We start from the raw sequence: 22,416 nt of genomic DNA on the forward strand, positions 1-22,416 counted from the left end.
CCGGCGCCGAGGGCGGCCGAGCTGAAAGGCCACTATGTCCGATCTCCTGATCGCGATCCTGCTCGGCATCGTCGAAGGCGTGACCGAGTTCCTGCCCGTATCGTCGACCGGCCATCTCGTCCTCGCCACCGAGCTGATGGGCTATGATCCGCAGCGCTGGGCGGTGTTCAACATCGCGATTCAGCCGGGCGCGATCCTGGCGATCGTCGTGCTGTACTGGCGCACGTTCATGGCGGTTGGGTCGGGGCTGTTGAAGCGCGAGCCGAAGTCGATCGCGTTCGTCCGCAACCTGCTGATCGCCTTCGTCCCCGCAGTGGCGCTTGGCCTGGCCTTCAACGATCAGATCGAGGCGCTGCTTGAGAATGCGGTGGTGGTCGCCTGGGCGCTGATCGTCGGCGGCGTCGGGATCCTGGTCGTCGAGCGGCTGGCCAAGACGCAGGATGTCGGCGGCATTTCGGGCGTATCGACCAGCCAGTCGGTGAAGATCGGCCTCGTCCAGTGCCTCGCGATGATCCCCGGGGTCAGCCGCTCGGGCGCGACGATCATGGGCGCGATGGCGCTCGGCATCGATCGGCGTACGGCGGCGGAATTCTCCTTCTTCCTCGCGCTGCCGACGCTGAGCGGGGCGACCGTGCTGCAGCTCGTCAAGCATCGTGATGCGGTGACCGGCGGCGATCTGCAACTGATCGCGGTCGGCGCGCTGGTCTCGTTCGTTGTCGCGCTCGCGGTGGTGAAGGGCTTCCTCGCGATCGTGACGCGACACGGGTTTGCGCCGTTCGCCTGGTACCGGATCGTTGCTGGCGCGCTGGCTCTAGTGTTCCTCTACACACGGTAGGTCCGGTTCGGTACTTTTTGCCAACTTGATTTGTGAGGATCGATCGCATCCGAAACGGTTTCCTATATTTTAGGTAAGGACCGCTGACTTGATGTGATCGCCATGGTGTGAGACCTGCCAAATCGGAGGGCTCAATGGCTGCTGACACCATGTTACGATTCGTCGAGACGCCGCAGTCCTACCCGGACAAGCGTGCTGCGGAAGCACGTGCCGAGGACTTCCGCGAGATCGCCGATCGCTACGCCGTGCCTCGCGCCGAGGAACAGGCCGGGCGCTGCTCGCAGTGCGGCGTGCCCTATTGCACCGTCCATTGCCCGCTCCACAATCACATCCCCGATTGGCTCCGCCTCACCGCCGAGGGCCGGCTGCGCGAGGCATATGAACTGTCCAACGCCACCTCGACCATGCCCGAGATTTGTGGCCGCATCTGCCCGCAGGATCGGCTGTGCGAAGGCAATTGCGTGATCGAATTCACCGGCCACGGCGCAGTCACGATCGGCTCGGTCGAGAAATTCATCACCGACACCGCCTGGGAGCAGGGCTGGATCGAGCCGCTCGTCCCCGGCCCGCCGCGCGGGCAATCGGTCGGCGTGATCGGCGCCGGCCCGGCCGGGCTGTCCGCGGCGGAATATCTGCGCCGGAACGGCTATGAGGTTCACGTCTACGATCGCCACGATCGCGCCGGCGGGCTGCTCACCTACGGCATCCCCGGCTTCAAGCTCGAAAAGCACGTCGTCACGCGCCGCGTCGATCGGTTGAAGGCCGGCGACATCGTCTTCCACGAGGGCTTCGCGGTCGGCGACGATGCGAGCCTCGCCGATCTGCGCAAGCGCCACGATGCGCTGCTGATCGCGACCGGCGTGTACAAGGCGCGCGCGATCCACGTGCCGGGCGGCGACGCCGGCGGCGTGATCGAGGCGCTCGATTATCTGACGGCCTCGAACCGCAAGGGCTTCGGTGACGCCGTGCCCGCGTTCGACGACGGCAGCCTCGATGCCGAGGGCAAGAACGTCATCGTGATCGGCGGCGGCGATACCGCGATGGATTGCGTGCGCACCGCGCTGCGCCAGGGCGCGACGTCGGTCCGCTGCCTCTACCGCCGCGACCGCGCCAACATGCCCGGCAGCCAGCGCGAAGTCGCGCACGCCGAGGAGGAAGGCGCCGAATTCGTCTGGCTCTCCGCCCCGCATTCCTTCTTGGGCGATCCCGTCACCGGCGTCCGCGCGAACCGCATGCGGCTCGGCACCCCCGACGCGAGCGGCCGCCGCGCGCCCGAGGTCGATCCCGGCGGCCCGGTCGACATGCCCGCTGACATGGTGATCAAGGCGCTTGGCTTCGACGCCGAGGAACTGCCGCATCTGTGGGACGCCCCCGAACTCGGCGTCACGCGCTGGGGCACCGTGCTGGTCGACAACAAGACGCTGATGACCAGCCTCGACGGCGTCTTCGCCGCGGGCGACATCGTGCGCGGCGCATCGCTCGTGGTATGGGCGATCCGCGACGGCCGCGACGTCGCGACGTCGATGCACAAGTATCTCAAGGCGAAGGTTGGCACCGGGGTGAAGGTGGCGGCGTGAGGCTGAAGCCGCGAGACATCGACGCCATCAAGACAGCCGCACGCGAAGTGTTCGGCCCGACGGCGACCGTGCGGCTGTTCGGCAGTCGCGTCGATGACCAGTTGCGCGGCGGCGACATTGATCTGCTGATCGAAGCAGACCCCGCCACTGAAACGGAGTGGGAGCGCGTTGGTGCGTTCCGGGACGTACTTTTTCGCCACATCGACGAGCAGAAGGTGGACGTCGTGCTCGTCGAGCGCGGACAGCCGGCCTCCAGCTTTGCCCGTGTCGTTGCACCCGGATCGGTGCCGATCACGTGAATACCGAGGATCTGATCCGCATTGCAGTGGCGCGTTGCGACCGCATTGTGCTGGGCTTCGACGACGTTCGCCCGATTCTTGCGCCGGTACTGCCATTTGCCGGCGACGATCTTGCGCGATTGCCCCTGGTCGAACGGATAGCCAGTGTCGCGCTGCTCAAGCGTTACGAGCAACTGCAAGACATGCTGGGCCGGCTGTTTCGCGCGTACCTTGATTGGGAGCTGGAAGACGTGCGCGCGATGACGCGGCGCGATCAGGCAAACCAGCTCGAGAAGTTCGGTGTCTTTGACGACGCCGACGATTGGATCGTCGCCGCAGAACTCCGCAACCGTCTCGTCCATGAATATCCGATCGACGAAGATGAGCAGGTCGAGCGCGTCAACGCGACCTGGGCTGCCGCTTCGGGCCTTATTTCAGCCTATCAATTTCTGCGAGCGCGGCTCGCTGACAAAGGTCTTTTGTCATGATCCATCACGCTGACCAACGCGAATATCTCGCCACCCACGGCATGTACCGCCCCGACTTCGAGGGCGATGCGTGCGGCGTCGGCATGACGGCGTGACACGTTGGCTGCGCACCGCGCTGCTCTGCCTGTTCGCGGCCATGATGCCCGCGTCCATCGCTCGTGCGCAGGAGACCAAAGATCAATCAGCCGACGTCGCCACGATTGTTGATGCGATCTCGGGCGAGGCATTGATCGTGGACGGCATGGTCAAAGGGCTGGCAAGATCGCTTGACGGGCAGCCCAAGTTCAAGGCGTTGGAGGATCGTCACCCTGGGTTTCGGGCCCACGTCGAAGACGATCTGCTGGTTCTGTTTCGCGAGACGGTCCGGCAGCGTTATCCGATCGTCCGCCCGAAACTGGACGCTCTCGTACGCACATCGGCAAAGCCCGACGAACTAGCGACCATCGCGGCCTATCTGAAGAGTTCGGCGGGAACTCGGTTCCTTGCTGCCTGGGGTAAGGACGATGAAACCGATCTTCTCGAATATTGGACGCGTTATACGTCCAGCTACGCCAGCGATACATCACCGCTGGATCGCACGGCCGATGCCCAGTTCGCGACGTCGGGGGCGCTGCGAACACTCGCAAGCTTGAATGACGTGCTCGATCCGCCGTTATCAGAATGGTCGGACGAGCTCGTCGCCGAAATGAAGCCCCGGCTTCCCCAAATCCTCAGCGCCAATATCGCGCGGACGACGCCATGATCCGGCTCGTCCTCACTCGATTCTGCCCTGCCCCTCCATCCACGAATACCGGAGATCAGATGTGACCAACGTGAGCGAGCGCGAACGCCTTGCCCGTGAGGGCATGTACCGCCCCGACTTCGAGGGCGATGCGTGCGGCGTCGGTATGGTCGCCGCCACCGATGGCAAGCCGTCGCGCCGCGTTGTGCAATCCGCGATCGATGCGCTCAAGGCGGTGTGGCACCGCGGCGCGGTCGATGCCGATGGCAAGACCGGCGACGGCGCCGGGCTCCACGTCGATCTGCCGGTGCGCTTCTTCGACGATGCGATCGCGCTCGGCGGGCATAAGGTGCTGCCGAACCGGCTCGCGGTCGGCATGGTCTTCCTGCCGCGCACCGATCTTGGCGCGCAGGAAACCTGCCGCACGATCGTCGAAAGCGCGATCATCGACGCCGGCTACACGATCTACGGCTGGCGCCAGGTGCCGGTGAACGTGTCGGTGATCGGCCAGAAGGCGCAGGCCACGCGCCCCGAGATCGAGCAGATCATGATCGCCGGGCCGATGCCCGACGCGGTCGACGCCGCCGAGTTCGAGAAGAATCTCTATCTCGTCCGCCGCCGGATCGAGAAGCGCGTGATCGCCGCGCAGATTCAGGGTTTCTACATCTGCTCGCTGTCGTGCCGCTCGATCATCTACAAGGGGCTGTTCCTCGCCGAGAGCCTGTCGGTCTTCTACCCCGATTTGACCGACAAGCGCTTCGAAAGCCGCGTCGCGATCTTCCACCAGCGCTATTCCACCAACACCTTCCCGCAATGGTGGCTGGCGCAGCCGTTCCGCTGCCTCGCGCACAACGGCGAGATCAACACGATCCGCGGCAACAAGAATTGGATGCTCAGCCACGAGATCCGCATGGCCTCGATCGCGTTCGGCGAGCATTCGGAGGACATCAAGCCGGTGATCCCCGCCGGCGCGTCGGACACCGCGGCGCTCGATGCGACGTTCGAGGCGATCTGCCGCTCCGGCCGCGACGCGCCGACCGCCAAGCTGATGCTCGTCCCCGAGGCATGGCAAAGCGACATCGCCGACGACATGCCGCCCGCGCATCTCGCGATGTACCAGTATCTCGCCTCGGTGATGGAGCCGTGGGACGGCCCCGCCGCGCTCGCGATGACCGACGGCCGCTGGGCGGTCGCGGGCATGGATCGCAACGCGCTGCGCCCGCTGCGCTACACGCAAACCATCGACGGCCTGCTGATCGTCGGTTCTGAGAGCGGCATGGTCGTCGTTCCTGAATCGACCATCATCGCCAAGGGCCGGCTCGGGCCGGGGCAGATGATCGCGGTCGATATGGTCGAGGGGAAGCTCTACCACGATCGCGCGATCAAGGACCGGATCGCCGCCGAGGCCGATTACGCCGGCATGATCGGCAATTTCGCGACGATCGACGATCTCCCCCCTGCGCCTGCCAGCGGCGTGCCGCGCTACGACCGCGCCGAGCTCGCGCGCCGCCAGGTCGCCGCCGGGCAGACGCTCGAAGACATGGAGCTGATCCTGTCGCCGATGGTCGAAACGGCCAAGGAAGCGATCGGCTCGATGGGCGACGATACGCCGCTCGCCGTCATTTCGGACAAGCCGCGCATCATCAGCCAGTTCTTCCGCCAGAACTTCAGCCAGGTGACGAACCCGCCGATCGACAGCTTGCGCGAACGCTATGTGATGTCGCTCAAGACGCGCTTCGGCAATCTGGCCAATATCCTCGATACCGAGGACAGCCGCGAGCGCGTGCTGGTGCTCGATTCCCCCGTCCTCACCTCGTCGCACTGGGCGCGGCTGAAGGGCTATTTCGGCCGCGCCGCCGCCGAGATCGACTGCACGTTCGAGGCGAACGGCGGCCCCGAGAAGTTGCGCGCCGCGATCCAGCGCATCCGCAACGAGGCCGAACAGGCCGTCCGCCAGGGCAAGAGCGAATTGTTCCTGACCGACGAGCATATCGGCCCCGAGCGCGTCGCCATCGCCGGCGTCCTCGCCGCCGCCGCGGTCCACACGCATCTCGTGCGCCGTGGCCTGCGCTCCTACGCCTCGATCAACATGCGCACCGCCGAATGCCTCGACACGCATTATTATGCGGTGCTGATCGGCGTTGGCGCCACGACCGTGAACGCCTATCTCGCCGAGGCCGCGATCGCCGATCGCCAGGCACGTGGCCTGTTCGGCGATCTCACGCTCGACGAATGCCTCAAGCGGCATCGCAAGGCGGTGGAAGAGGGCCTGCTCAAGATCATGTCGAAGATGGGGATCGCGGTGATCTCCAGCTATCGCGGCGGCTACAATTTCGAGGCGGTCGGGCTCTCACGCTCGCTCGTCAACGATTTCTTCCCGGGCATGCCCGCCAAGATCTCGGGCGAGGGCTATGCCTCGCTTCACGTCAACGCGACCGACCGCCACGACGCGGCCTATGACGAAGCGGTCGTGAACCTGCCGATCGGCGGCTTCTATCGCCAGCGCCACACTGGCGAGGCGCATGCCTATTCGGCGCAGCTGATGCACTTGCTGCAGACGTCGGTGTCGACCGACAGCTATTCGACGTACCTGCAATTCTCGCGCGGCGTCGGCGATTTGCCGCCGATCTATCTGCGCGATCTGTTCCAGTTCAACTTCCCGTCGGAAGGCGTGCCGGTCGATCAAGTCGAGGCGATCACCGAGATCCGCAAGCGCTTCATCACCCCGGGCATGAGCCTCGGCGCGCTCTCCCCCGAGGCGCACGAGACGCTCGCCATCGCGATGAACCGCATCGGCGCGAAGGCGGTGTCGGGCGAAGGCGGCGAGGACAAGAACCGCTATCAACCCTATGCCAATGGCGACAACGCCAATTCGTCGATCAAGCAGATCGCGAGCGGCCGCTTCGGCGTCACCGCCGAATATCTCAACGCCTGCGAGGAGATCGAGATCAAGGTCGCGCAGGGCGCCAAGCCCGGCGAGGGCGGGCAGTTGCCCGGCTTCAAGGTCACCGAATTCATCGCCAAGCTGCGTCACGCCACCCCCGGCGTCACGCTCATTTCGCCGCCGCCGCATCACGACATCTATTCGATCGAGGATCTCGCGCAGCTCATCTACGATCTGAAGCAGATCAACCCGCGCGCGCGCGTCTGCGTGAAGCTCGTCTCCTCCGCCGGCATCGGCACCGTTGCCGCCGGCGTCGCGAAGGCGCATGCCGACGTGATCCTCGTCTCGGGCAACGTCGGCGGCACCGGCGCCTCCCCGCAGACCAGCATCAAATACGCCGGCACGCCGTGGGAAATGGGCCTCTCCGAAGTCAACCAGGTGCTCACGCTCAACGGGCTGCGCGGCCGCATCAAGCTGCGCACCGACGGCGGGCTTCGCGTGGGTCGCGACATCGTCATCGCCGCCATCCTCGGCGCCGAGGAGTTCGGCATCGGCACGCTCAGCCTCGTTGCAATGGGCTGCATCATGGTGCGCCAGTGCCATTCGAACACCTGCCCGGTCGGCGTCTGCACGCAGGATCCGCGGCTGCGCGACAAGTTCGTCGGCACGCCGGAAAAGGTCATCAACCTGATGACCTTCATCGCCGAGGAAGTCCGCGACATCCTCGCGCGGTTGGGCGTGCGCAGCCTCGACGAGATCATCGGCCGCACCGAATTGCTCCGCCAGGTCAGCCGCGGCGCCGAGCATCTCGACGATCTCGACTTGAACCCGATCCTCGCCAAGGTCGACGCGACCGACGCCGAGCGCCGCTTCTCGCTCACCACCTTCCGCAACGAAGTGCCCGACAGCCTCGATGCGCAGATCATCAAGGATGCCGCCGCGGTCTTCACGCGCCGCGAAAAGATGCAGCTCACTTATTCGGTCCGCAACACGCACCGCGCGGTCGGCACGCGGCTGTCGAGCGAGATCACCCGCCTGTTCGGGATGAGCGCGCTCAACGACGATCACGTCACGATCCGGCTGCGCGGTTCGGCCGGGCAAAGCCTCGGCGCGTTCCTGTGCAAGGGCATCACGCTCGAAGTGTTCGGCGACGCCAACGATTATGTCGGCAAGGGCCTCTCGGGCGGCGTCATCGTCGTGCGCCCGGCAGTGTCGTCACCGCTGGCAAGCCAGGAAAACACGATCGTCGGCAACACCGTGCTCTACGGCGCGACCTCGGGCGCGCTGTTCGCCGCAGGCCAGGCCGGCGAGCGCTTCGCGGTGCGCAACTCGGGCGCGACGGTCGTCGTCGAAGGCTGCGGCGCGAACGGCTGCGAATATATGACCGGCGGCGTCGCCGTCGTGCTCGGCGCGGTCGGGCAGAACTTCGGCGCCGGCATGACGGGCGGCATGGCCTTCGTCTACGACCACGACGACACCTTCGCCCGTCGCGTCAACGCCGAGAGCATCACGTGGCAACGCCTCGCCTCGGCGCACTGGGCCGGCGAGCTGAAGAGCCTGATCGCACGCCACGCCGAAGCGACCGACTCCAAATGGTCGCGCAGCATCCTCGAGGATTGGGACCAGACCGCCGGCCGTTTCTGGCAAATCGTCCCCCGCGAAATGCTGACCCGCCTCCCCCACCCGCTCGACGACGCCCTGGCGCTGGAAGCCGCGGAGTAGCGCCCCGGCCTTCCAGCTGAACCGAAGGCAAGCGAGCATAGGAGAATAGCCATGGCACGCATCAACTTCGTCGAGCTTCCTGCGCGCGACCTCGGCGCGGCGCGGAGTTTCTACTCATCCGTGTTCGGGTGGGAGCTGACCGACTTCGGGCCCAGCTATTCATGCACCATGACGGGCACCGTCGACCTCGGGCTGCAGGGGGACATGAGCGAAGCGCCAACCGCGCCACTGCCGGTGGTGCTGGTGGACGACATCGACGCCGCCCTAACCGCCGTCGAGGCGGCCGGGGGGAGCATCAGCAAGCCGATCTTCGCATTCCCGGGCGGCCGACGCTTTCACTTCCTCGATCCCAACGGGCTCGAGCTGGCGATCATGCAGACGGACTGACCGCGGCTACAGCCCGCTCTCACTGCGGCTCGAACAATTCCTCCGGCAGCGGCTCCTCGCGCCGCCGCCGCACCGGCGCCTCCTCGCGCCGCGGCGCAAGCGAGATCGACCCGTCCGGCCCCATCTCCAGCTCCATCCCAAGCCCTTCCAGCCGCCCCGCGATCGGCGCGACCTCGTTCTCGATCACGCCCATGATCCCCGCCTCGGGATCGACATCCTCCACCACCGGCGCCTTCACCACCGGCGCCAGGTCGAGCGCGCTCACCATGAAGTTGCGCCAGATCTGCGCCGGGATGCCGCCGCCGTGCAGCCCGGGGTTGGGCGTATTGTCGTCGTTGCCGATCCACACGCCCACCACCAGGTCGCCCGCAAAGCCGATGAACCACGCATCGCGCCCCGATTGCGACGTTCCCGTCTTGCCATAAGCGTCCACCGACAGCGCCGCCGCGCGCCCCGTGCCGCGAATCGACGCCGCGAGCAGCGTCAGCATGTCGTCGTGAATGCGGCTGGGCAGCTTCTTTTGCCCGTCGGTCAGCGCCTGATACCATTTCTTGTCTTCGACGTTCCTCAGCCCGTGCGGCTGCACCGGATAGCGCCCGTCGGCCACGCCCGCGAACGCCGCGGTCAGCTCCAGCAGCGACACTTCGGACGTGCCGAGCCCGATGGTGGCCTCGTTCGCGATCGGCGTCGTGATCCCCATGTCGCGCGCCGCGCGGATCACGTTGCGCACGCCCACCTGCTGCGTCAGCCGCGCCGCCACCACGTTCGACGAACGCTGGAACGCGCGCCGCATGGTGATTTCGCCGAGGTAGCGATTGTCGTCGTTCTTGGGCTTCCACCCGGCGATCTCGACGCGCGAATCATCGACCATCGTCTCGGGCGTCAGCCCGGCGCGCAGCGCCGCGAGATAGACGAACAGCTTGAACGTCGATCCCGGCTGCCGCCGCGCCTGCGTCGCGCGATTGAACGGGCTCTTGGCATAATCGCGCCCGCCGACCATCGCCACGACTTCGCCGTCGCGCTTCATCGCCACGATCGCCGCCTGCGCCTGGCGCAGCCCGGCCTGGCGGATCACGCGCTCGGCGGTGCGCTGCAAGTCGCGGTCGAGCGTCGTGCGCACGCTTGCCTCGGTCTGGATCTCGCCTGCCTGGTCGCGCGCGCTGGGCAGCACCCAGTCGGCGAAATACGTGCCCGTCGGCAGGCCGCGCGCGCGCCGCGCCAGCACGCGCTGCGGCTGCACGTCCTCGCCTTCCCCCTTGGTCAGGAAGCCGGCATCGACCATCGCCGCGACCACCACCGCCTGCCGCTTGCGCGCACCCTCTAGGTTGCCCGTCGGCGCCAGCCGCGACGGCGCCTTCACCAGCCCGGCCAGCATCGCCGCCTGCCCGATGTTCATCTTCTCCGGCTCGCGCCCGAAATAATGTTTCGACGCTGCGCGCAGACCATAGACGTTGTCGCCGAAATACACGTTCGACAGATAACGCGAGAGGATCTCGTCCTTCGTCAGCCACGCCTCCAGCCAGAAGGCGATCATCGCCTCGCGCAGCTTGCGCGCCGCGGTGCGATCCGAATCGAGGAAGGCGTTCTTGGCGAGCTGCTGCGTGATCGTGCTGCCGCCCTGCCGCACCCCGCCCGAGCCGACGTTCGCCCAGGCCGCGCGCGCGATGCCACGTGGCGAAATGCCCCAGTGCGAATAGAATTGCCGGTCCTCGATCGCCAGGAACGCCTCGGTAACGTGCTTGGGCAGTTCGGACGCGACCACCGGCGCGGCGATGATCGCCCCGCGCCGAGCGATCGGCGTGCCATCGGTCGCGGTCAGCGTGATCGACGGCGGCGTCGGGGGTTTTAGCGATTGCGAAAGCGGCGCAGTGATCGCCAGCCACGCGATCGCAATCACCAGCAGGATCAGCATCGCGCCGATCGCGCGCGTGATCCAGCGCAGCGGAATCCCGCGCCGGCGCGTGCGGATCGGCTCGCCCGGCGGTGGCAGATCGCCGCCATTGGCGCCATCGTCGCGCCAGGCAGCGAAATCGGGCATCGCCTGGGGTTGTTCGCCCGCCGAATGATTGTACCGCACACGCCCCGCGTCGTAGGGGCGCTGCTCGAAGGGATCTGGGCGCATATCGTCGTTCCGGCGGTCGGCCATCCGTATTACTTCACTAAGACAGTTGCCGCAAGGATGCGCATCGTGCGAGGGAATAGGGACATGAATGGCTTAGCGGAAGCACCTCAATCGGATCGACGCCCGCTGGTCGTCGGCATCGGCGGCACGATCGGCGGCCCCTCCTCCACCGAACGCGCGCTGCGCATCGCGCTCGATGCTGCCTGCGAACAGGGCTTCCGCACGCGCATGTTCGGCGGCGACGACATGGCGAAGCTCCCGCTCTACGATCCCAAGGCGGTGACGCGCACGCCCGAGGAGCAGGAATTCGTCACCACCGTGCGCGCCGCCTCCGCGCTCATCATCGCCTCGCCCGGCTATCACGGCAGCATCTCGGGCGTGGTGAAGAACGCGCTCGACCTGCTCGAGGAAACCGCGCGTGACGCCGATCGCCCGTATCTCGCCGACATGCCCGTCGGCCTGATCGCCACCGCCTACGGCTGGCAAGCGACCGGCTCGACCATCGCCGCCTTGCGCTCGATCGTCCACGCGCTGCGCGGCTGGCCGACACCCTTCGCCGCGACGATCAACAGCCAGCTGACGAAGTTCGACGACGAAGGCGGCGCGAACGACCCTGCCGTGGTCGAGCAACTCCGCCTGATCGGCAAACAAGTCGCCCGATTCGCGCCGCTGGCAGGGCTGGCGGACACATAATCCCCCTCCCGCTTGCGGGAGGGTTAGGGGAGGGGATGTCAGCCTCCATGCAGACCTACGCTCGCGGACAAGCCCTCCCCCAGCCCCTCCCGCGAGCGGGAGGGGAGTAAGAAGGCGCCGTTTCGCGAGGCGCGCTGTCCTTCCCTCTCCTCCGACACACCACGCAACGTAACTTCTGTTATCCCCCCGTTGACAGCCCCGCCGCCGCTGGTCCAACCCGCACCCCGAGCCGGCACCGATCGGCGATCATTCGGAGAGCAGGCATGGTGCTGACCAAAGGCGACGAATACCCGATCCATCAAACGGCGGAGCCGGTCGCCTATTCCGGCACCGACCGCAATTTCTACGATCGCTTCTTCTTCAACGGCTACGCCCCCGGCGCCGACGAAGACGGCTTCTTCGCCGCCGCGATGGGCATCTACCCGCACATCAACATCATCGACGCATCGTTCTGCTGGCTGAAGGACGGCAAGCAGATCAACCTCCACGCGAGCCGCGGGCTCGGCATGGAGCGGATGGATACTTTCGTCGGCGGCATCAAGGTCGAAGTGCTTGAACCGCTGAAATCGGTGAAGCTCAGCGTCGACGCCCCCGATCACGGCATCCGCGCCGAGCTGACGTACGTCGGCCGCGCCTTCCCGCTCGAAGAGCCGCGCTTCACCCGCCGCAACGGCCCGCGCATCCTGATGGACGTCACGCGCCTCACGCAGAACGGCACGTGGCAGGGCTGGATCGAGGTCGACGGCGTCCGCACCGAAGTCGCCAACTGGCTCGGCACGCGCGATCGCTCATGGGGCGTGCGCCCGATCGGCGCCCCCGATGCGCAGCCCGCCAGCCCACCGATGATGGCGCAATTCTACTGGCTGTGGAGCCCCACGGCGATGGAGGACGGCGACTTCTATTATCACACCAACGACGACGAACACGGCCGCCCGTGGAATCGCCGCGCCGCATGGCGGCCGCTCGGCGGCGGGATCGAAGACGAGCATCATTACGACACCGCCGACAGCACGATTCACTGGAAACAGGGCTCGCGCCACGCGCAGAACGCCAGCGTCACGCTGACCGACTCGACCGGCGAAACGAAGGTCGAGTTCGACATCGGCCCGAACTTCATGATGCTCGGGCTCGGCTACGGCCATCCCAAATGGGGCCACGGCCGCCACCAGGGCGACGGCGAGACGATCGAGCGCGAGGATTTCGTGCCCGCCGAGCTCGACGTGATGCAGCCGCACCACCTCCACGTCCAGGCGGTGTCGACCGTCACCATGACCGGTCCGGACGGCAAGGTCCGCCACGGCAAGGGCGTGCTCGAACAGCTCGTCATCGGCCCGCACGCCCCATCGGGCTTCAAAGGGATGCTCGACCCGGCATGACCAGCGCGCTGACCCCGTTCGAGATCGAGGCCTATCTCACCCGCGTCTGGCAGCAGCCGGTGCGCGTCGAGGGCCTCGCGCGCATCCCCGGCGGCGCGAGCCGCGAAACCTATCGCTTCGACGCGATAGCTGGTGACGAGACGCACCAGCTCATCCTCCGCCGCGAGCCCGCCAAGGGCCTAATCGACACCGAAAGCGCCACCGAGTTTCGTGCCTACCAAAGCGCCGCAGGCGTCGTGCCGGTGCCGCGCGCCATCGCGCTCGAGCCCGACGGTGCCGAGCTCGGCCGCCCGTTCTTCATCATGGAGCGCGTCGAGGGCGGCGAAGTCGCGGGCAGCTTCGCGCGAGATCCGTTCGGCGCGCATGGCGCCGCCATCGGCGAGGCGTTCTTCGGCGCGCTCGGGCGCTTGGCGGCGCACGACCCCGCCGGATCGCCGCTCGCGAACCATTCGCCGGCGCCCGCGCCCGACGAATGCTGGCGCGTCGCGCTCGATTACTGGGCCGGCGTGATCGAGGAGGATGCGCTGCTGCCGCAGCCGATCGCGCGCGCCGCGATCCGCTGGCTGCGCACCAATCCGCCACCACCGGCGCAGCGCGTTGCGATCGTCCACGGCGATTATCGCTCGGGCAACGTCATGCACGACGGTTCGGGCGGCATGCGCGCGATGTTCGATTGGGAAATGGCGCACCTCGGCGATCCGCTCGAGGATCTCGGCTGGGCGCTCGATCCGATCTGGGATCATTTCGTCCCCGGCTCGGCCAGCGGCATGGTCCCGCGCGCCGAGGCGATTGCCATCTGGGAGCGTGCGAGCGGCCTCACCGTCGATCCCGTCGCGATGCGCTGGTGGTCGCTGTTCGCCTCGGTGAAGGGCATCGCGATCTGGCTGTCGGCGTTTCGCGAGTTCGTCGACGGCGGGCGGCAGGACGTCGTCCTGGCGGTATCGGGCTGGTACACCGCGCGCCGGCAGGACGCGATCATCGCCGCGCAATTGGTCGGCAAGACGTTCGATCCGGTCCCAGCGATGCCGACCAGCGATCTCGCGCAAGTGCTGCTCGGCGCGGGCATCGCCGCCGCGGGCGCGGGCGAGAAGATGGGCGCGGTCGACGTATTCGCCGGCTCGACGCTGACCGTCGCGGCGCTGCTCGCGCTGCTCGGCGCGCAGGAGGCCGAAAAGGCCGCCGCTTGGCGCCACGCCGACATTGCCGACATGCGCCGCCTGCTCGGCTCGGACGCGCCGGCAATCGGCGAGGGCATGACGCTCGCTGCGCTCGACACCGCCTGGGCGACGCTCGCCACCGCGCTGATCGCGCACCACGATCAACTCGCCGAGCACGGCGGCGACGATAGCGCGCTGCTCGATTTCTACCGCGAAAGCGCCGCGCGGCGCGAGCTCGCCTGGCCGCTATGATCGATCTCCCGCTCACCGGCGTCCGCGTCCTCGATGCCGTCCCGGGGACGCTCGGCGCGGTCGGGCGGCTGTTCGGTGAGCTGGGCGCGGAGGTCATCCGGATCGAGCCAAGCGACGGCGGCGCGGATCGGCGGACCGGGCCGACCGTCGCGGGCGTCAGTCTCTCTTTCGTCGCCGCCAACCTCGGCAAGCGCGTCGCGACGATCGATCTCCCACACGATCACGATCGCCTCCTCGCGCTGGCGGCGGAAGCCGACATCTTCCTCGAAGCCGGTCTCGCCGGGCTCGATCACGACGCCCTGCTGGCCGCAGCGCCGCAGCTGATCCACGTCTCGATCCGCGATTTCGGCAGCATCGGGCCGTGGCGCGATTGGCAGGCGAGTGACGCCGTGCTGCACGCGCTGACCGGCAACCTCTCGCGCTCAGGCCTTCCCGGCCGACCGCCGCTCCTTCCCCCCGGCAATCTCGCGCTGGAAACCGCCTGGGCGCAGGTCGCGGTCGCGACGCTCGGCGCATATATCCGTCGCCTGCGTACCGGCGAAGGCGACCGGCTCGACATGTCGCTGCTCGAAGCCGCGATGCAGGCGCTCGATCCCGGCTTCGGGCTGAACGGCAGCGCACAATCGGGCGTGCCGAGCTGGAAGCAGCCGCGCGGCCGCACCGACGAACGCTTCCGCTACCCCATCCTCCCCTGCGCCGACGGCTTCGTCCGGCTGTGCGTCCTAGCGCCGCGGCAATGGCGCAGCATGTTCGCCTGGCTCGGCGAGCCCGCCGAGTTCGCCGGTCCCGAATGGGCGAACCTCATGGTCCGCTACAAGTCGCCCGACTTGCTCCCCGCGATCACGCGCTTCTTCGCCGACAAGACGCGCAGCCAGATCGAGGAAGAAGCCGCGCGACGCGGCATCCCCGCTGCCGGCCTCAACGACATCGACGAAGCGGTCGCGACGCCGCAGATGATCGCGCGCAACGCCTTCGTCCCGATCGAGATCGCGCCGGGGGTCTCGCGGCCCTTCCCCAACGGCACGATGGAAATCGATGGGGGGCGCGCCGGCCCCCGCGAATTCGCTTTGCAAACCGTCCAATCGCGGAATCCCGGTGACGCTTTTGTATCGTCACGGTTCGATTGCCCCCAAGAATCCCCGGTTTCTGCCCCCCTCGAAGGCGTTCGCGTCCTCGATCTCGGCATCATCGTCGTCGGCGGCGAGAGTGGCCGGCTGCTCGCCGATCTCGGCGCGGACGTCATCAAGGTCGAGAACGCCGCCTTCCCCGATGGCCAGCGCCAATCCCGCAACAACGATCCCGTCAGCCTCACCTTCGCCGCCGGCCACCGCAACAAACGCGGCCTGTCGATCGATCTCAAGTCATTGCGCGGCAAGGAGATATTCCTCGATCTCGTGCGCCAGGCCGATGTGCTTTTGTCGAACTTCAAGCCCGGCACGCTCGATGCCTTGGGCTTCGATGCGGCTTCCCTAACGGCCGCCAACCCCCGCCTGATCACCGTCGACAGCTCCGCCTTCGGCCCCACCGGCCCCTGGTCCAGCCGTTTGGGCTACGGCCCACTGGTCCGAGCTTCCGCCGGGCTCAGCAAGCAATGGGTCTATCCCGATGATTCAGAAAGCTTTTCTGACGGGACGACGGTCTATCCCGATCACGTCGCCGGCCGCATCGGCACCGTCGGCGCGCTCGCCTTGCTGATCCGCAGCATGCGCACCGCCCGCGGCGGCAGCATCAGCATCAGCCAGGCCGAAGTCATGCTAGGCCACCAGGCCGCCGCCATCGCCGCCCGCGCGGCCGGCGACGCAACCAGCGGAGATCAGGCCGAAAACCTGCTCCTCTCCTGCGCCGGCGAAGACGAATGGTGCGTCGTCACGCTACGCAACGACGCCGATCGCACCGCGCTAGTGTCGCTCGTGGGTGACGATGCCGAAAGCTGGGCACGCGATCGCTCGCCACAAGACGCGATGGAACAGCTCCAAGGCGCCGGCATACCCGCCGGCATGATGGTCCGCGTCGTCGATCTACCCGATCTGCCCGGTTATCAGGCGCTTGGCACCTTCTGCGAGGTAACCCACCCGCTCCTCGAAGCACCGTTTCAGGTCGAAGCAAAGCTCACCCGCTTCACCCGCGTACCGCCACCCGACCAGCGCCCGGCACCGCGCATCGGCGAGGACAGCGTCGCGGTGCTGAAGGACTGGCTCGGCCTCACCGACGACCAGATAGCCCCGCTCCTAACCGACAAGATCATCGAACAAGCTGCCTAGAAAGGGACTGAAATCATGGCCGAATTGGGAAACGACGCCGTAACCGTCGAAACACGCGGCAACGTGATGCTCATCACGATCAACCGCCCCGACCAGCGCAACGCCGTCAACCGCTTCGTGCACGAAGGCGTCGGCGACGCGCTCCACGCCGCCGATGAGGATCCCGAGATCCGCGTCGTCATCGTCACCGGCGCGGGCGACAAGTCCTTCTGCGCCGGCGCCGATCTCGTCGCCCTCTCGCGCGGCGAAAGCCTCGCACCCGACGACAAGACCAAGCAAGCCTGGGGCTTCGCCGGCATCGTCAGCCACGCCATCTCCAAGCCAGTGATCGCCGCCGTCAACGGCATGGCGCTCGGCGGCGGGCTCGAAATCACGCTCGCCTGCGACCTCGCCGTCGCGGTCGACGAGGCAAAATTCGGCCTGCCCGAGCCCAAGCGCGGGCTGTTCGCCGCGGCCGGCGGCGTCTTCCGCCTGCCCGAGCAATTGCCCAAGAAGATTGCGATGGAGATGATCCTCACCGGTGACCCGATCACCGCCCAACGCGCGCTCGAGCTTGGCCTGATCAACGCCGTCGCGCCGCGCGACCAGTTGCTCGACAAGGCGTTCGAACTCGCCGAGCGGATCGCGGTCAACGCGCCGCTTTCGGTGCAGGCCTCCAAGCGGATGGCGCAGGGGATTTCGGGCGGCAAGGTTGCGCGCGAAGAAGCCGCCTGGGCGCAGAACCGCGATGAAACCAAGATCGTCTTCACCAGCGAGGATTCGCGCGAAGGGCCCAAGGCGTTCGCCGAGAAGCGCGCACCGGTGTGGAAGGCGAAATAATGAGCGATCCGGAAAAGATCGCAGTCATCGTCGGGGTCGGGCAGGTCAACGACCGTCCGGCCGATCCGATGGCGGGCAAGGATTCGCTCGGCCTGATGATCGCCGCGCTGGAAGAAGCCGATAAGGACGCCGGCGGCGGCTGGCTCGCGGATGTCGACTCGGTCGCCGTCGTGCAGCAGATCAGCTTCCGCAAGGACAATCCGCTGGCCCAGAAGGTCGCCGACGGCATCGGTTCCAAGGCCAGCATCGTCTACGAATCGGTCGGCCCGAACGGCGACAGCCCGATCCTGCTGCTCAACGAAGCGGCCAATCGCATCGCGCGCGGCGAGATCACCATCGCCGCGATCACTGGCGGCGAGGCGCTGCGCACCGCCAGCCAGCGCGCCGCGCTCGCCGCCAAGACCAGCGTTGCGGACCAGAACCCGCTGCGTAACCTGAGCAAGGGCGCCACGCCAGGTTATCGCCAGATCTACGGCCTCGCCACCCCGGTCGACGTCTATCCGCTCTACGAAAACGCCGGCCGCGCCGCCTACGGTCAGAGCCTCGCCGAAGGGCAGCGCGAATCCGGCGAAATCTGGTCGCGCTTCTCCCACGTCGCGGCACAGACCCCCGCGGCGTGGATCCACGCGCCCCGGACACCTGAAGAGGTCATCGAGCCGACTGCCGACAATCGCCCGATCGCCTTCCCCTACACCAAACTGATGGTCGCCAATTCGAGCGTCAACCAGGGCGCCGGCTTCATCGTGACCAGCCTCGCCGAAGCGCGCCGCCGCGGCGTGCCCGAAGACCGCATCATCTACGTCGGCCGCGGCGCAAGCGCCCACGAGGCCGACGATTTCCTCGCCCGCGACCGCTACGACACGTCGCCAAGCATGGAAGTATGCCTGCGCCGCACACTCGAATTCAACGAGGTGACCGCGAACGACCTCGACCTGGTCGAGCTATATTCCTGCTTCCCCTGCGTCCCCAAGATGGCCCGCCGCGTCATCGACTGGCCGCTCGACAAGCCAGCGACCGTGTTCGGCGGGCTCACCTTCGGCGGCGGGCCGATCGGCAATTACATGGCGCACGCCGTCGCCGAGATGGTCGACAGCCTGCGGGCGGGCGAGGGCCAGAAGGGCCTGCTGTTCGCCAACGGCGGCTTCGCGACGCACAACCACGCGATCGTCCTCGGCACCGCGCCACTGCCCGGCGCGGGCGAGGCGCATGAGTACGATCTGCAGGACGAAGCGGACGCCGCACGCGGGCCGGTGCCGGAGCTGGTGAAGGATTACGTCGGCCCAGCCGACGTCGAGACCTACACGGTGTTCTACAACCGCGATGGCTCGGCAAAATCGGGCGTCGTCGTCGCGCGCACGCCCGATGGCCGACGCACGCTGGCGCAAGTGCCTGGTGCGGATGTCGCAACGATAGCCTTCCTCAGCGACGGCCACGCCGAACCAGTAGCCACCAAAGGCGAAGTCGTCGCCGAAGGCGACCTGATGATCTGGAAACGAGCCTAACAATCCGAATCCTCCCCGAGCTCCGCTCGGGGAGGGGGACCATCCGCAAAGCGGATGGTGGAGGGGCTGGCTTGGCGCGACCGTTCCACCAGACCAACCCCTCCACCACGCCCTACGGGCGCGGTCCCCCTCCCCAAGCAAGCTTGGGGAGGATTAACTCGGGAAGGATTCAAGAAGGTTGCGCTTCCCCATACCCATCGCCTAATCGCGCCGGTGCCCTCCCCAGGCGCTCGATCATATCGTCAGGAGGATTCCCCCATGCAGACCCGCGCCGGCCTATCGGTCGATGACCGCCTAGCCGCCTTCGTCGAGAACGAAGCGCTCGCCGGCACCGGCATCGCCCCCGACGCCTTCTGGCAGGGCGCCGCCGGTATCTTCGCAAGCTTCGCGCCTGAAAACCGCACACTCCTCGCACATCGCGAGGAACTGCAAGCCGCGATCGACGCGCGCTACACCGCCGGCGAACCGGTCGATGAGGCCTTCCTGGCTGAGATCGGCTATCTCGTTCCCGAGCCAGCGCCATTCACGATCGGCACGCAAAACGTCGATCCCGAGATCGCGACGATGGCCGGGCCGCAGCTCGTCGTCCCCAGCCTCAACGCCCGCTTCGTGCTCAACGCCGCCAATGCGCGCTGGGGCAGCCTGTACGACGCCTTCTACGGTACCGACGTACTGCCCGGCAAAGCGCAGCCCGGCGGCTATGACGCGACACGCGGCGCCCAGGTGATCGCGCGCGCCAAGGCCGTCCTAGACGAGGCCATACCGCTCGCGACCGGCTCCTGGACCGATTGGCAAGGCGGCGATCTGACGCTTGCGGACCCCGCGCAGCTCATCGGGCACCACTGCGACAATCCGGTGCTCAAGCACAACGGCCTCCACATCGAAATCGTGATCGATCCCGCGCACCCGATCGGCCGCGACGATCCCGCCAACATTGCCGACGTGATCCTCGAATCCGCGCTCACCACGATCGTCGATCTCGAAGACAGCGTCGCCGCGGTCGATGCCGAGGACAAGGTCGCCGCCTATCGTAACTGGCTCGGCCTGATGCGCGGCGATCTTACCGAGACGTTCGAGAAGGCCGGCCAATCGCTCACCCGCCGCCTCGAAGCCGACCGCACGATCACCACCCCGACCGGCGAGACCCCCCTCCCCGGCCGCTCGCTCCTGTTCGTCCGCAACGTCGGCCACCTGATGACGACGCCCGCGCTTCACCTCGCCGATGGCAGCGAAGCGCCCGAGGGCATCCTCGATGCGATCATCACGTCGCTGATCGGGCTGCATGACCTGAAGCGCCTCGGCACGTTACAGAACAGCCGCACCGGCTCGATCTATATCGTGAAGCCCAAGATGCACGGTCCCGGCGAGGCCGCCTTCACCAACCGCCTGTTCGACGCGGTCGAGGATCTGCTCGGCCTCGCGCGCCACACGATCAAGGTCGGCGTGATGGACGAGGAGCGCCGCACCTCGGCCAATCTCGCGGCGTGCATCCATGCGGTGCGTGACCGGATCGCGTTCATCAACACCGGCTTCCTCGATCGCACCGGCGACGAGATTCACACCGCGATGCGCGGCGGCGCGGTGATCCGCAAGGCCGAGATGAAGGGCAGCGACTGGATCAAGGCCTATGAGGATCGCAACGTCCGCATCGGCCTCGCTTGCGGGCTTTCGGGCAAGGCGCAGATCGGCAAGGGCATGTGGGCCGCACCCGACATGATGGCCGACATGCTCGATCAGAAGATCGGCCACCCCAAGAGCGGCGCGAACACCGCCTGGGTGCCCAGCCCCACCGCCGCGACGCTCCACGCGCTTCACTATCATGCAGTCGACGTGTTCGCGCGTCAGCGTGAGATCGCCGGCGAGGCCCCGCCCGCGCTCGATCGCCTGCTGAGCGTGCCATTCGCCGCCGGGCGCAACTGGACGCCCGACGAAGTGCGCGAGGAACTCGACAACAATTGCCAGGGCATCCTCGGCTATGTCGTGCGCTGGATCGATCAGGGCGTCGGCTGTTCCAAAGTGCCCGATATCCATGACGTCGGACTGATGGAGGATCGCGCGACGCTGCGCATCTCGTCGCAGCACCTCGCCAACTGGCTGCTCCACGGCGTCTGTACCGAGGCTGAAGTCGACTCCGCGCTCGATCGCATGGCGAAGAAAGTCGACGCGCAGAACGCCGGCGACGCGCTGTACCAGCCGCTCACCCGCGACGGCTTCGCCTTCCAGGCAGCGCGCGCGCTGATCTTCGAAGGCGTGACGCAGCCGTCGGGCTATACCGAGCCGCTGCTCCACCGCTTCCGCCAAGAGGCCAAGGCGCAGAAGGCCGCATGACGATCCGTCCGCGCCGCTCCGCGCTCTACATGCCCGCCTCGAACGCGCGCGCGATCGAGAAGGCACGCAGCCTCGAATGCGATGTCGTGATCCTCGATCTGGAGGATGCCGTCGCACCCGAGCAGAAAGCGGCGGCGCGCGCGCAGGCAGTAGCGGCGGGTGGCTTCGGCCATCGCGAATGGGTCATCCGCGCCAACGGGCTCGACACCGAGTGGGGCGCCGACGATCTCGCGGCGATCACCGGTGCGGGCTGCGACGCGGTGCTGATCCCCAAGGTCTCCGATCCTGCAACGCTGCACGCGGCGCGCGAGAAGCTCGGCCCAGGCCCCGCGCTATGGGCGATGATCGAAACCGCGCAGGCAATCGTCGACCTGCGCGCGATCGGCGAAGCAGCTGCCGAGACCGGCCTTACCGCCTTCGTCGTCGGCCCCAACGATCTCGCCAAGGAACTGCGCCTGCGCCCCGGCGTCGATCGCGCGCCGCTGCTGCCGATCCTCAGCCAGATCGTCACCGTCGCCCGCGCCTACAGGATCGTCCCGCTCGACGGCGTGATGAACGCCTTCGACGACGAAGCCGCGATCGAGGCCGAATGCCGCCAGGGCCTCGCCTTCGGCTTCGACGGCAAGACGCTGATCCACCCCAACCAGATCGCCCCCGCCAACCGCGTCTTCGCGCCGTCCGACGATGAGGTGGCGTGGGCGCAGACGATCGTCGCGGCGTTCGACGCACCGGAAAATGTCGGCAAGGGCGCAATCAAGGTCGAGGGCAAAATGGTCGAGCTCCTCCACCGCGACGATGCGCGGCGCACGCTGGCGCTGGCGGCGGCGATCCGACGGTAGGTGAGGGTCTCCCTTCCCGCCCACCCCCGCTCTTACCCACCCGTTCGTGCTGAGGAGGTGCTGAGCCGGAGGCGAAGTGCCGTCTCGAAGCACCGTTGCGAGACACATCCCCTTCGAGACGGCACCTCGCTACGCTCGGCACCTCCTCAGGGCGAACGGGTGTATTGAGGATCAC

General features: G+C 67.2%; 16 protein-coding genes. 15 read left to right on the plus strand and 1 reads right to left on the minus strand.

The genetic code is table 11. The features are described 5' to 3' along the window. Window positions 1-34 precede the first annotated feature (34 nt). From LLW23_RS06445 to LLW23_RS06475, 7 genes are all read left to right on the plus strand, one after another. On the plus strand, window positions 35-835 hold the full coding sequence (locus LLW23_RS06445) for an undecaprenyl-diphosphate phosphatase (protein ID WP_228947938.1): 801 nt from the start codon (window positions 35-37) through the stop codon (window positions 833-835). A 134-nt stretch (window positions 836-969) separates the two neighbouring features. After that, window positions 970-2,412, plus strand: a complete 1,443-nt coding sequence (locus LLW23_RS06450; protein WP_228947939.1) for an NAD(P)-dependent oxidoreductase — start codon at window positions 970-972, stop codon at window positions 2,410-2,412. Beyond that, window positions 2,409-2,711: a nucleotidyltransferase domain-containing protein gene (locus tag LLW23_RS06455; RefSeq protein WP_228947940.1), complete on the plus strand. Its 303-nt coding sequence runs from the start codon at window positions 2,409-2,411 to the stop codon at window positions 2,709-2,711. The genes LLW23_RS06450 and LLW23_RS06455 overlap by 4 nt, the downstream gene beginning before the upstream one ends. Further along, window positions 2,708-3,178 (plus strand): hypothetical protein, encoded by a 471-nt coding sequence (locus LLW23_RS06460; protein ID WP_228947941.1) that lies wholly within the window; start codon window positions 2,708-2,710, stop codon window positions 3,176-3,178. Before LLW23_RS06455 ends, LLW23_RS06460 begins: the two co-directional genes overlap by 4 nt. Window positions 3,179-3,269: 91 nt before the next feature. After that, the gene (locus LLW23_RS06465; protein WP_228947942.1) at window positions 3,270-3,920 is read left to right on the plus strand and encodes a hypothetical protein; all 651 of its coding nucleotides are present in this window, start codon (window positions 3,270-3,272) and stop codon (window positions 3,918-3,920) included. A 103-nt stretch (window positions 3,921-4,023) separates the two neighbouring features. After that, a complete protein-coding gene (gltB, locus tag LLW23_RS06470; RefSeq protein ID WP_228948493.1) occupies window positions 4,024-8,505 on the plus strand; it encodes a glutamate synthase large subunit in 4,482 nt (1,493 codons plus the stop codon). 51 nt (window positions 8,506-8,556) lie between these two features. Further along, window positions 8,557-8,892 (plus strand): VOC family protein, encoded by a 336-nt coding sequence (locus LLW23_RS06475; protein ID WP_228947943.1) that lies wholly within the window; start codon window positions 8,557-8,559, stop codon window positions 8,890-8,892. 19 nt (window positions 8,893-8,911) lie between these two features. On the opposite strand, the gene LLW23_RS06480 is transcribed toward LLW23_RS06475, so the two are convergent. Beyond that, window positions 8,912-11,038: a transglycosylase domain-containing protein gene (locus LLW23_RS06480; protein ID WP_228947944.1), complete on the minus strand. Its 2,127-nt coding sequence runs from the start codon at window positions 11,036-11,038 to the stop codon at window positions 8,912-8,914. 60 nt (window positions 11,039-11,098) lie between these two features. Here LLW23_RS06480 and LLW23_RS06485 point away from each other — a divergent pair, with 60 nt between their 5' ends. The 8 genes from LLW23_RS06485 to LLW23_RS06520 all read left to right on the plus strand — a co-directional run bounded on the left by LLW23_RS06485 (window position 11,099) and on the right by LLW23_RS06520 (window position 22,241). After that, on the plus strand, window positions 11,099-11,707 hold the full coding sequence (locus LLW23_RS06485; RefSeq protein ID WP_228947945.1) for an NADPH-dependent FMN reductase: 609 nt from the start codon (window positions 11,099-11,101) through the stop codon (window positions 11,705-11,707). A 263-nt stretch (window positions 11,708-11,970) separates the two neighbouring features. Next, window positions 11,971-13,083, plus strand: a complete 1,113-nt coding sequence (locus tag LLW23_RS06490; protein ID WP_228947946.1) for a hypothetical protein — start codon at window positions 11,971-11,973, stop codon at window positions 13,081-13,083. Continuing rightward, a complete protein-coding gene (locus LLW23_RS06495; RefSeq protein ID WP_228947947.1) occupies window positions 13,080-14,492 on the plus strand; it encodes a phosphotransferase family protein in 1,413 nt (470 codons plus the stop codon). The genes LLW23_RS06490 and LLW23_RS06495 overlap by 4 nt, the downstream gene beginning before the upstream one ends. Next, a complete protein-coding gene (locus LLW23_RS06500; RefSeq protein ID WP_228947948.1) occupies window positions 14,489-16,753 on the plus strand; it encodes a CaiB/BaiF CoA-transferase family protein in 2,265 nt (754 codons plus the stop codon). Before LLW23_RS06495 ends, LLW23_RS06500 begins: the two co-directional genes overlap by 4 nt. Before the next feature lie 15 nt (window positions 16,754-16,768). Then, complete coding sequence (locus tag LLW23_RS06505; RefSeq protein ID WP_228947949.1) at window positions 16,769-17,572, plus strand: crotonase/enoyl-CoA hydratase family protein; 804 nt, start codon at window positions 16,769-16,771, stop codon at window positions 17,570-17,572. Next, complete coding sequence (locus LLW23_RS06510; RefSeq protein ID WP_228947950.1) at window positions 17,572-19,074, plus strand: acetyl-CoA acetyltransferase; 1,503 nt, start codon at window positions 17,572-17,574, stop codon at window positions 19,072-19,074. The genes LLW23_RS06505 and LLW23_RS06510 overlap by 1 nt, the downstream gene beginning before the upstream one ends. A gap of 258 nt (window positions 19,075-19,332) precedes the next feature. Then, window positions 19,333-21,402, plus strand: coding sequence for a malate synthase G (locus LLW23_RS06515; RefSeq protein WP_228947951.1), 2,070 nt, complete (start codon window positions 19,333-19,335; stop codon window positions 21,400-21,402). Continuing rightward, a complete protein-coding gene (locus LLW23_RS06520) occupies window positions 21,399-22,241 on the plus strand; it encodes an HpcH/HpaI aldolase/citrate lyase family protein (RefSeq protein WP_228947952.1) in 843 nt (280 codons plus the stop codon). The genes LLW23_RS06515 and LLW23_RS06520 overlap by 4 nt, the downstream gene beginning before the upstream one ends. Window positions 22,242-22,416: the final 175 nt, after the last annotated feature.

Origin of the sequence: Sphingomonas radiodurans (assembly GCF_020866845.1) — a bacterium.
Lineage (GTDB): Bacteria > Pseudomonadota > Alphaproteobacteria > Sphingomonadales > Sphingomonadaceae > Sphingomonas > Sphingomonas radiodurans.

What these genes read in the sequence shown, in the direction of transcription:
- LLW23_RS06445 (WP_228947938.1), top strand. Translation starts at nt 35, where the DNA reads ATGTCCGATCTCCTGATCGCGATCCTGCTCGGCATCGTCGAAGGCGTG.
- LLW23_RS06450 (WP_228947939.1), top strand. Translation starts at nt 970, where the DNA reads ATGGCTGCTGACACCATGTTACGATTCGTCGAGACGCCGCAGTCCTAC.
- gltB (WP_228948493.1), top strand. Translation starts at nt 4,024, where the DNA reads ATGTACCGCCCCGACTTCGAGGGCGATGCGTGCGGCGTCGGTATGGTC.
- LLW23_RS06475 (WP_228947943.1), top strand. Translation starts at nt 8,557, where the DNA reads ATGGCACGCATCAACTTCGTCGAGCTTCCTGCGCGCGACCTCGGCGCG.
- LLW23_RS06480 (WP_228947944.1), bottom strand. Translation starts at nt 11,038, where the DNA reads ATGGCCGACCGCCGGAACGACGATATGCGCCCAGATCCCTTCGAGCAG.
- LLW23_RS06485 (WP_228947945.1), top strand. Translation starts at nt 11,099, where the DNA reads ATGAATGGCTTAGCGGAAGCACCTCAATCGGATCGACGCCCGCTGGTC.
- LLW23_RS06490 (WP_228947946.1), top strand. Translation starts at nt 11,971, where the DNA reads ATGGTGCTGACCAAAGGCGACGAATACCCGATCCATCAAACGGCGGAG.
- LLW23_RS06495 (WP_228947947.1), top strand. Translation starts at nt 13,080, where the DNA reads ATGACCAGCGCGCTGACCCCGTTCGAGATCGAGGCCTATCTCACCCGC.
- LLW23_RS06500 (WP_228947948.1), top strand. Translation starts at nt 14,489, where the DNA reads ATGATCGATCTCCCGCTCACCGGCGTCCGCGTCCTCGATGCCGTCCCG.
- LLW23_RS06505 (WP_228947949.1), top strand. Translation starts at nt 16,769, where the DNA reads ATGGCCGAATTGGGAAACGACGCCGTAACCGTCGAAACACGCGGCAAC.
- LLW23_RS06510 (WP_228947950.1), top strand. Translation starts at nt 17,572, where the DNA reads ATGAGCGATCCGGAAAAGATCGCAGTCATCGTCGGGGTCGGGCAGGTC.
- LLW23_RS06515 (WP_228947951.1), top strand. Translation starts at nt 19,333, where the DNA reads ATGCAGACCCGCGCCGGCCTATCGGTCGATGACCGCCTAGCCGCCTTC.
- LLW23_RS06520 (WP_228947952.1), top strand. Translation starts at nt 21,399, where the DNA reads ATGACGATCCGTCCGCGCCGCTCCGCGCTCTACATGCCCGCCTCGAAC.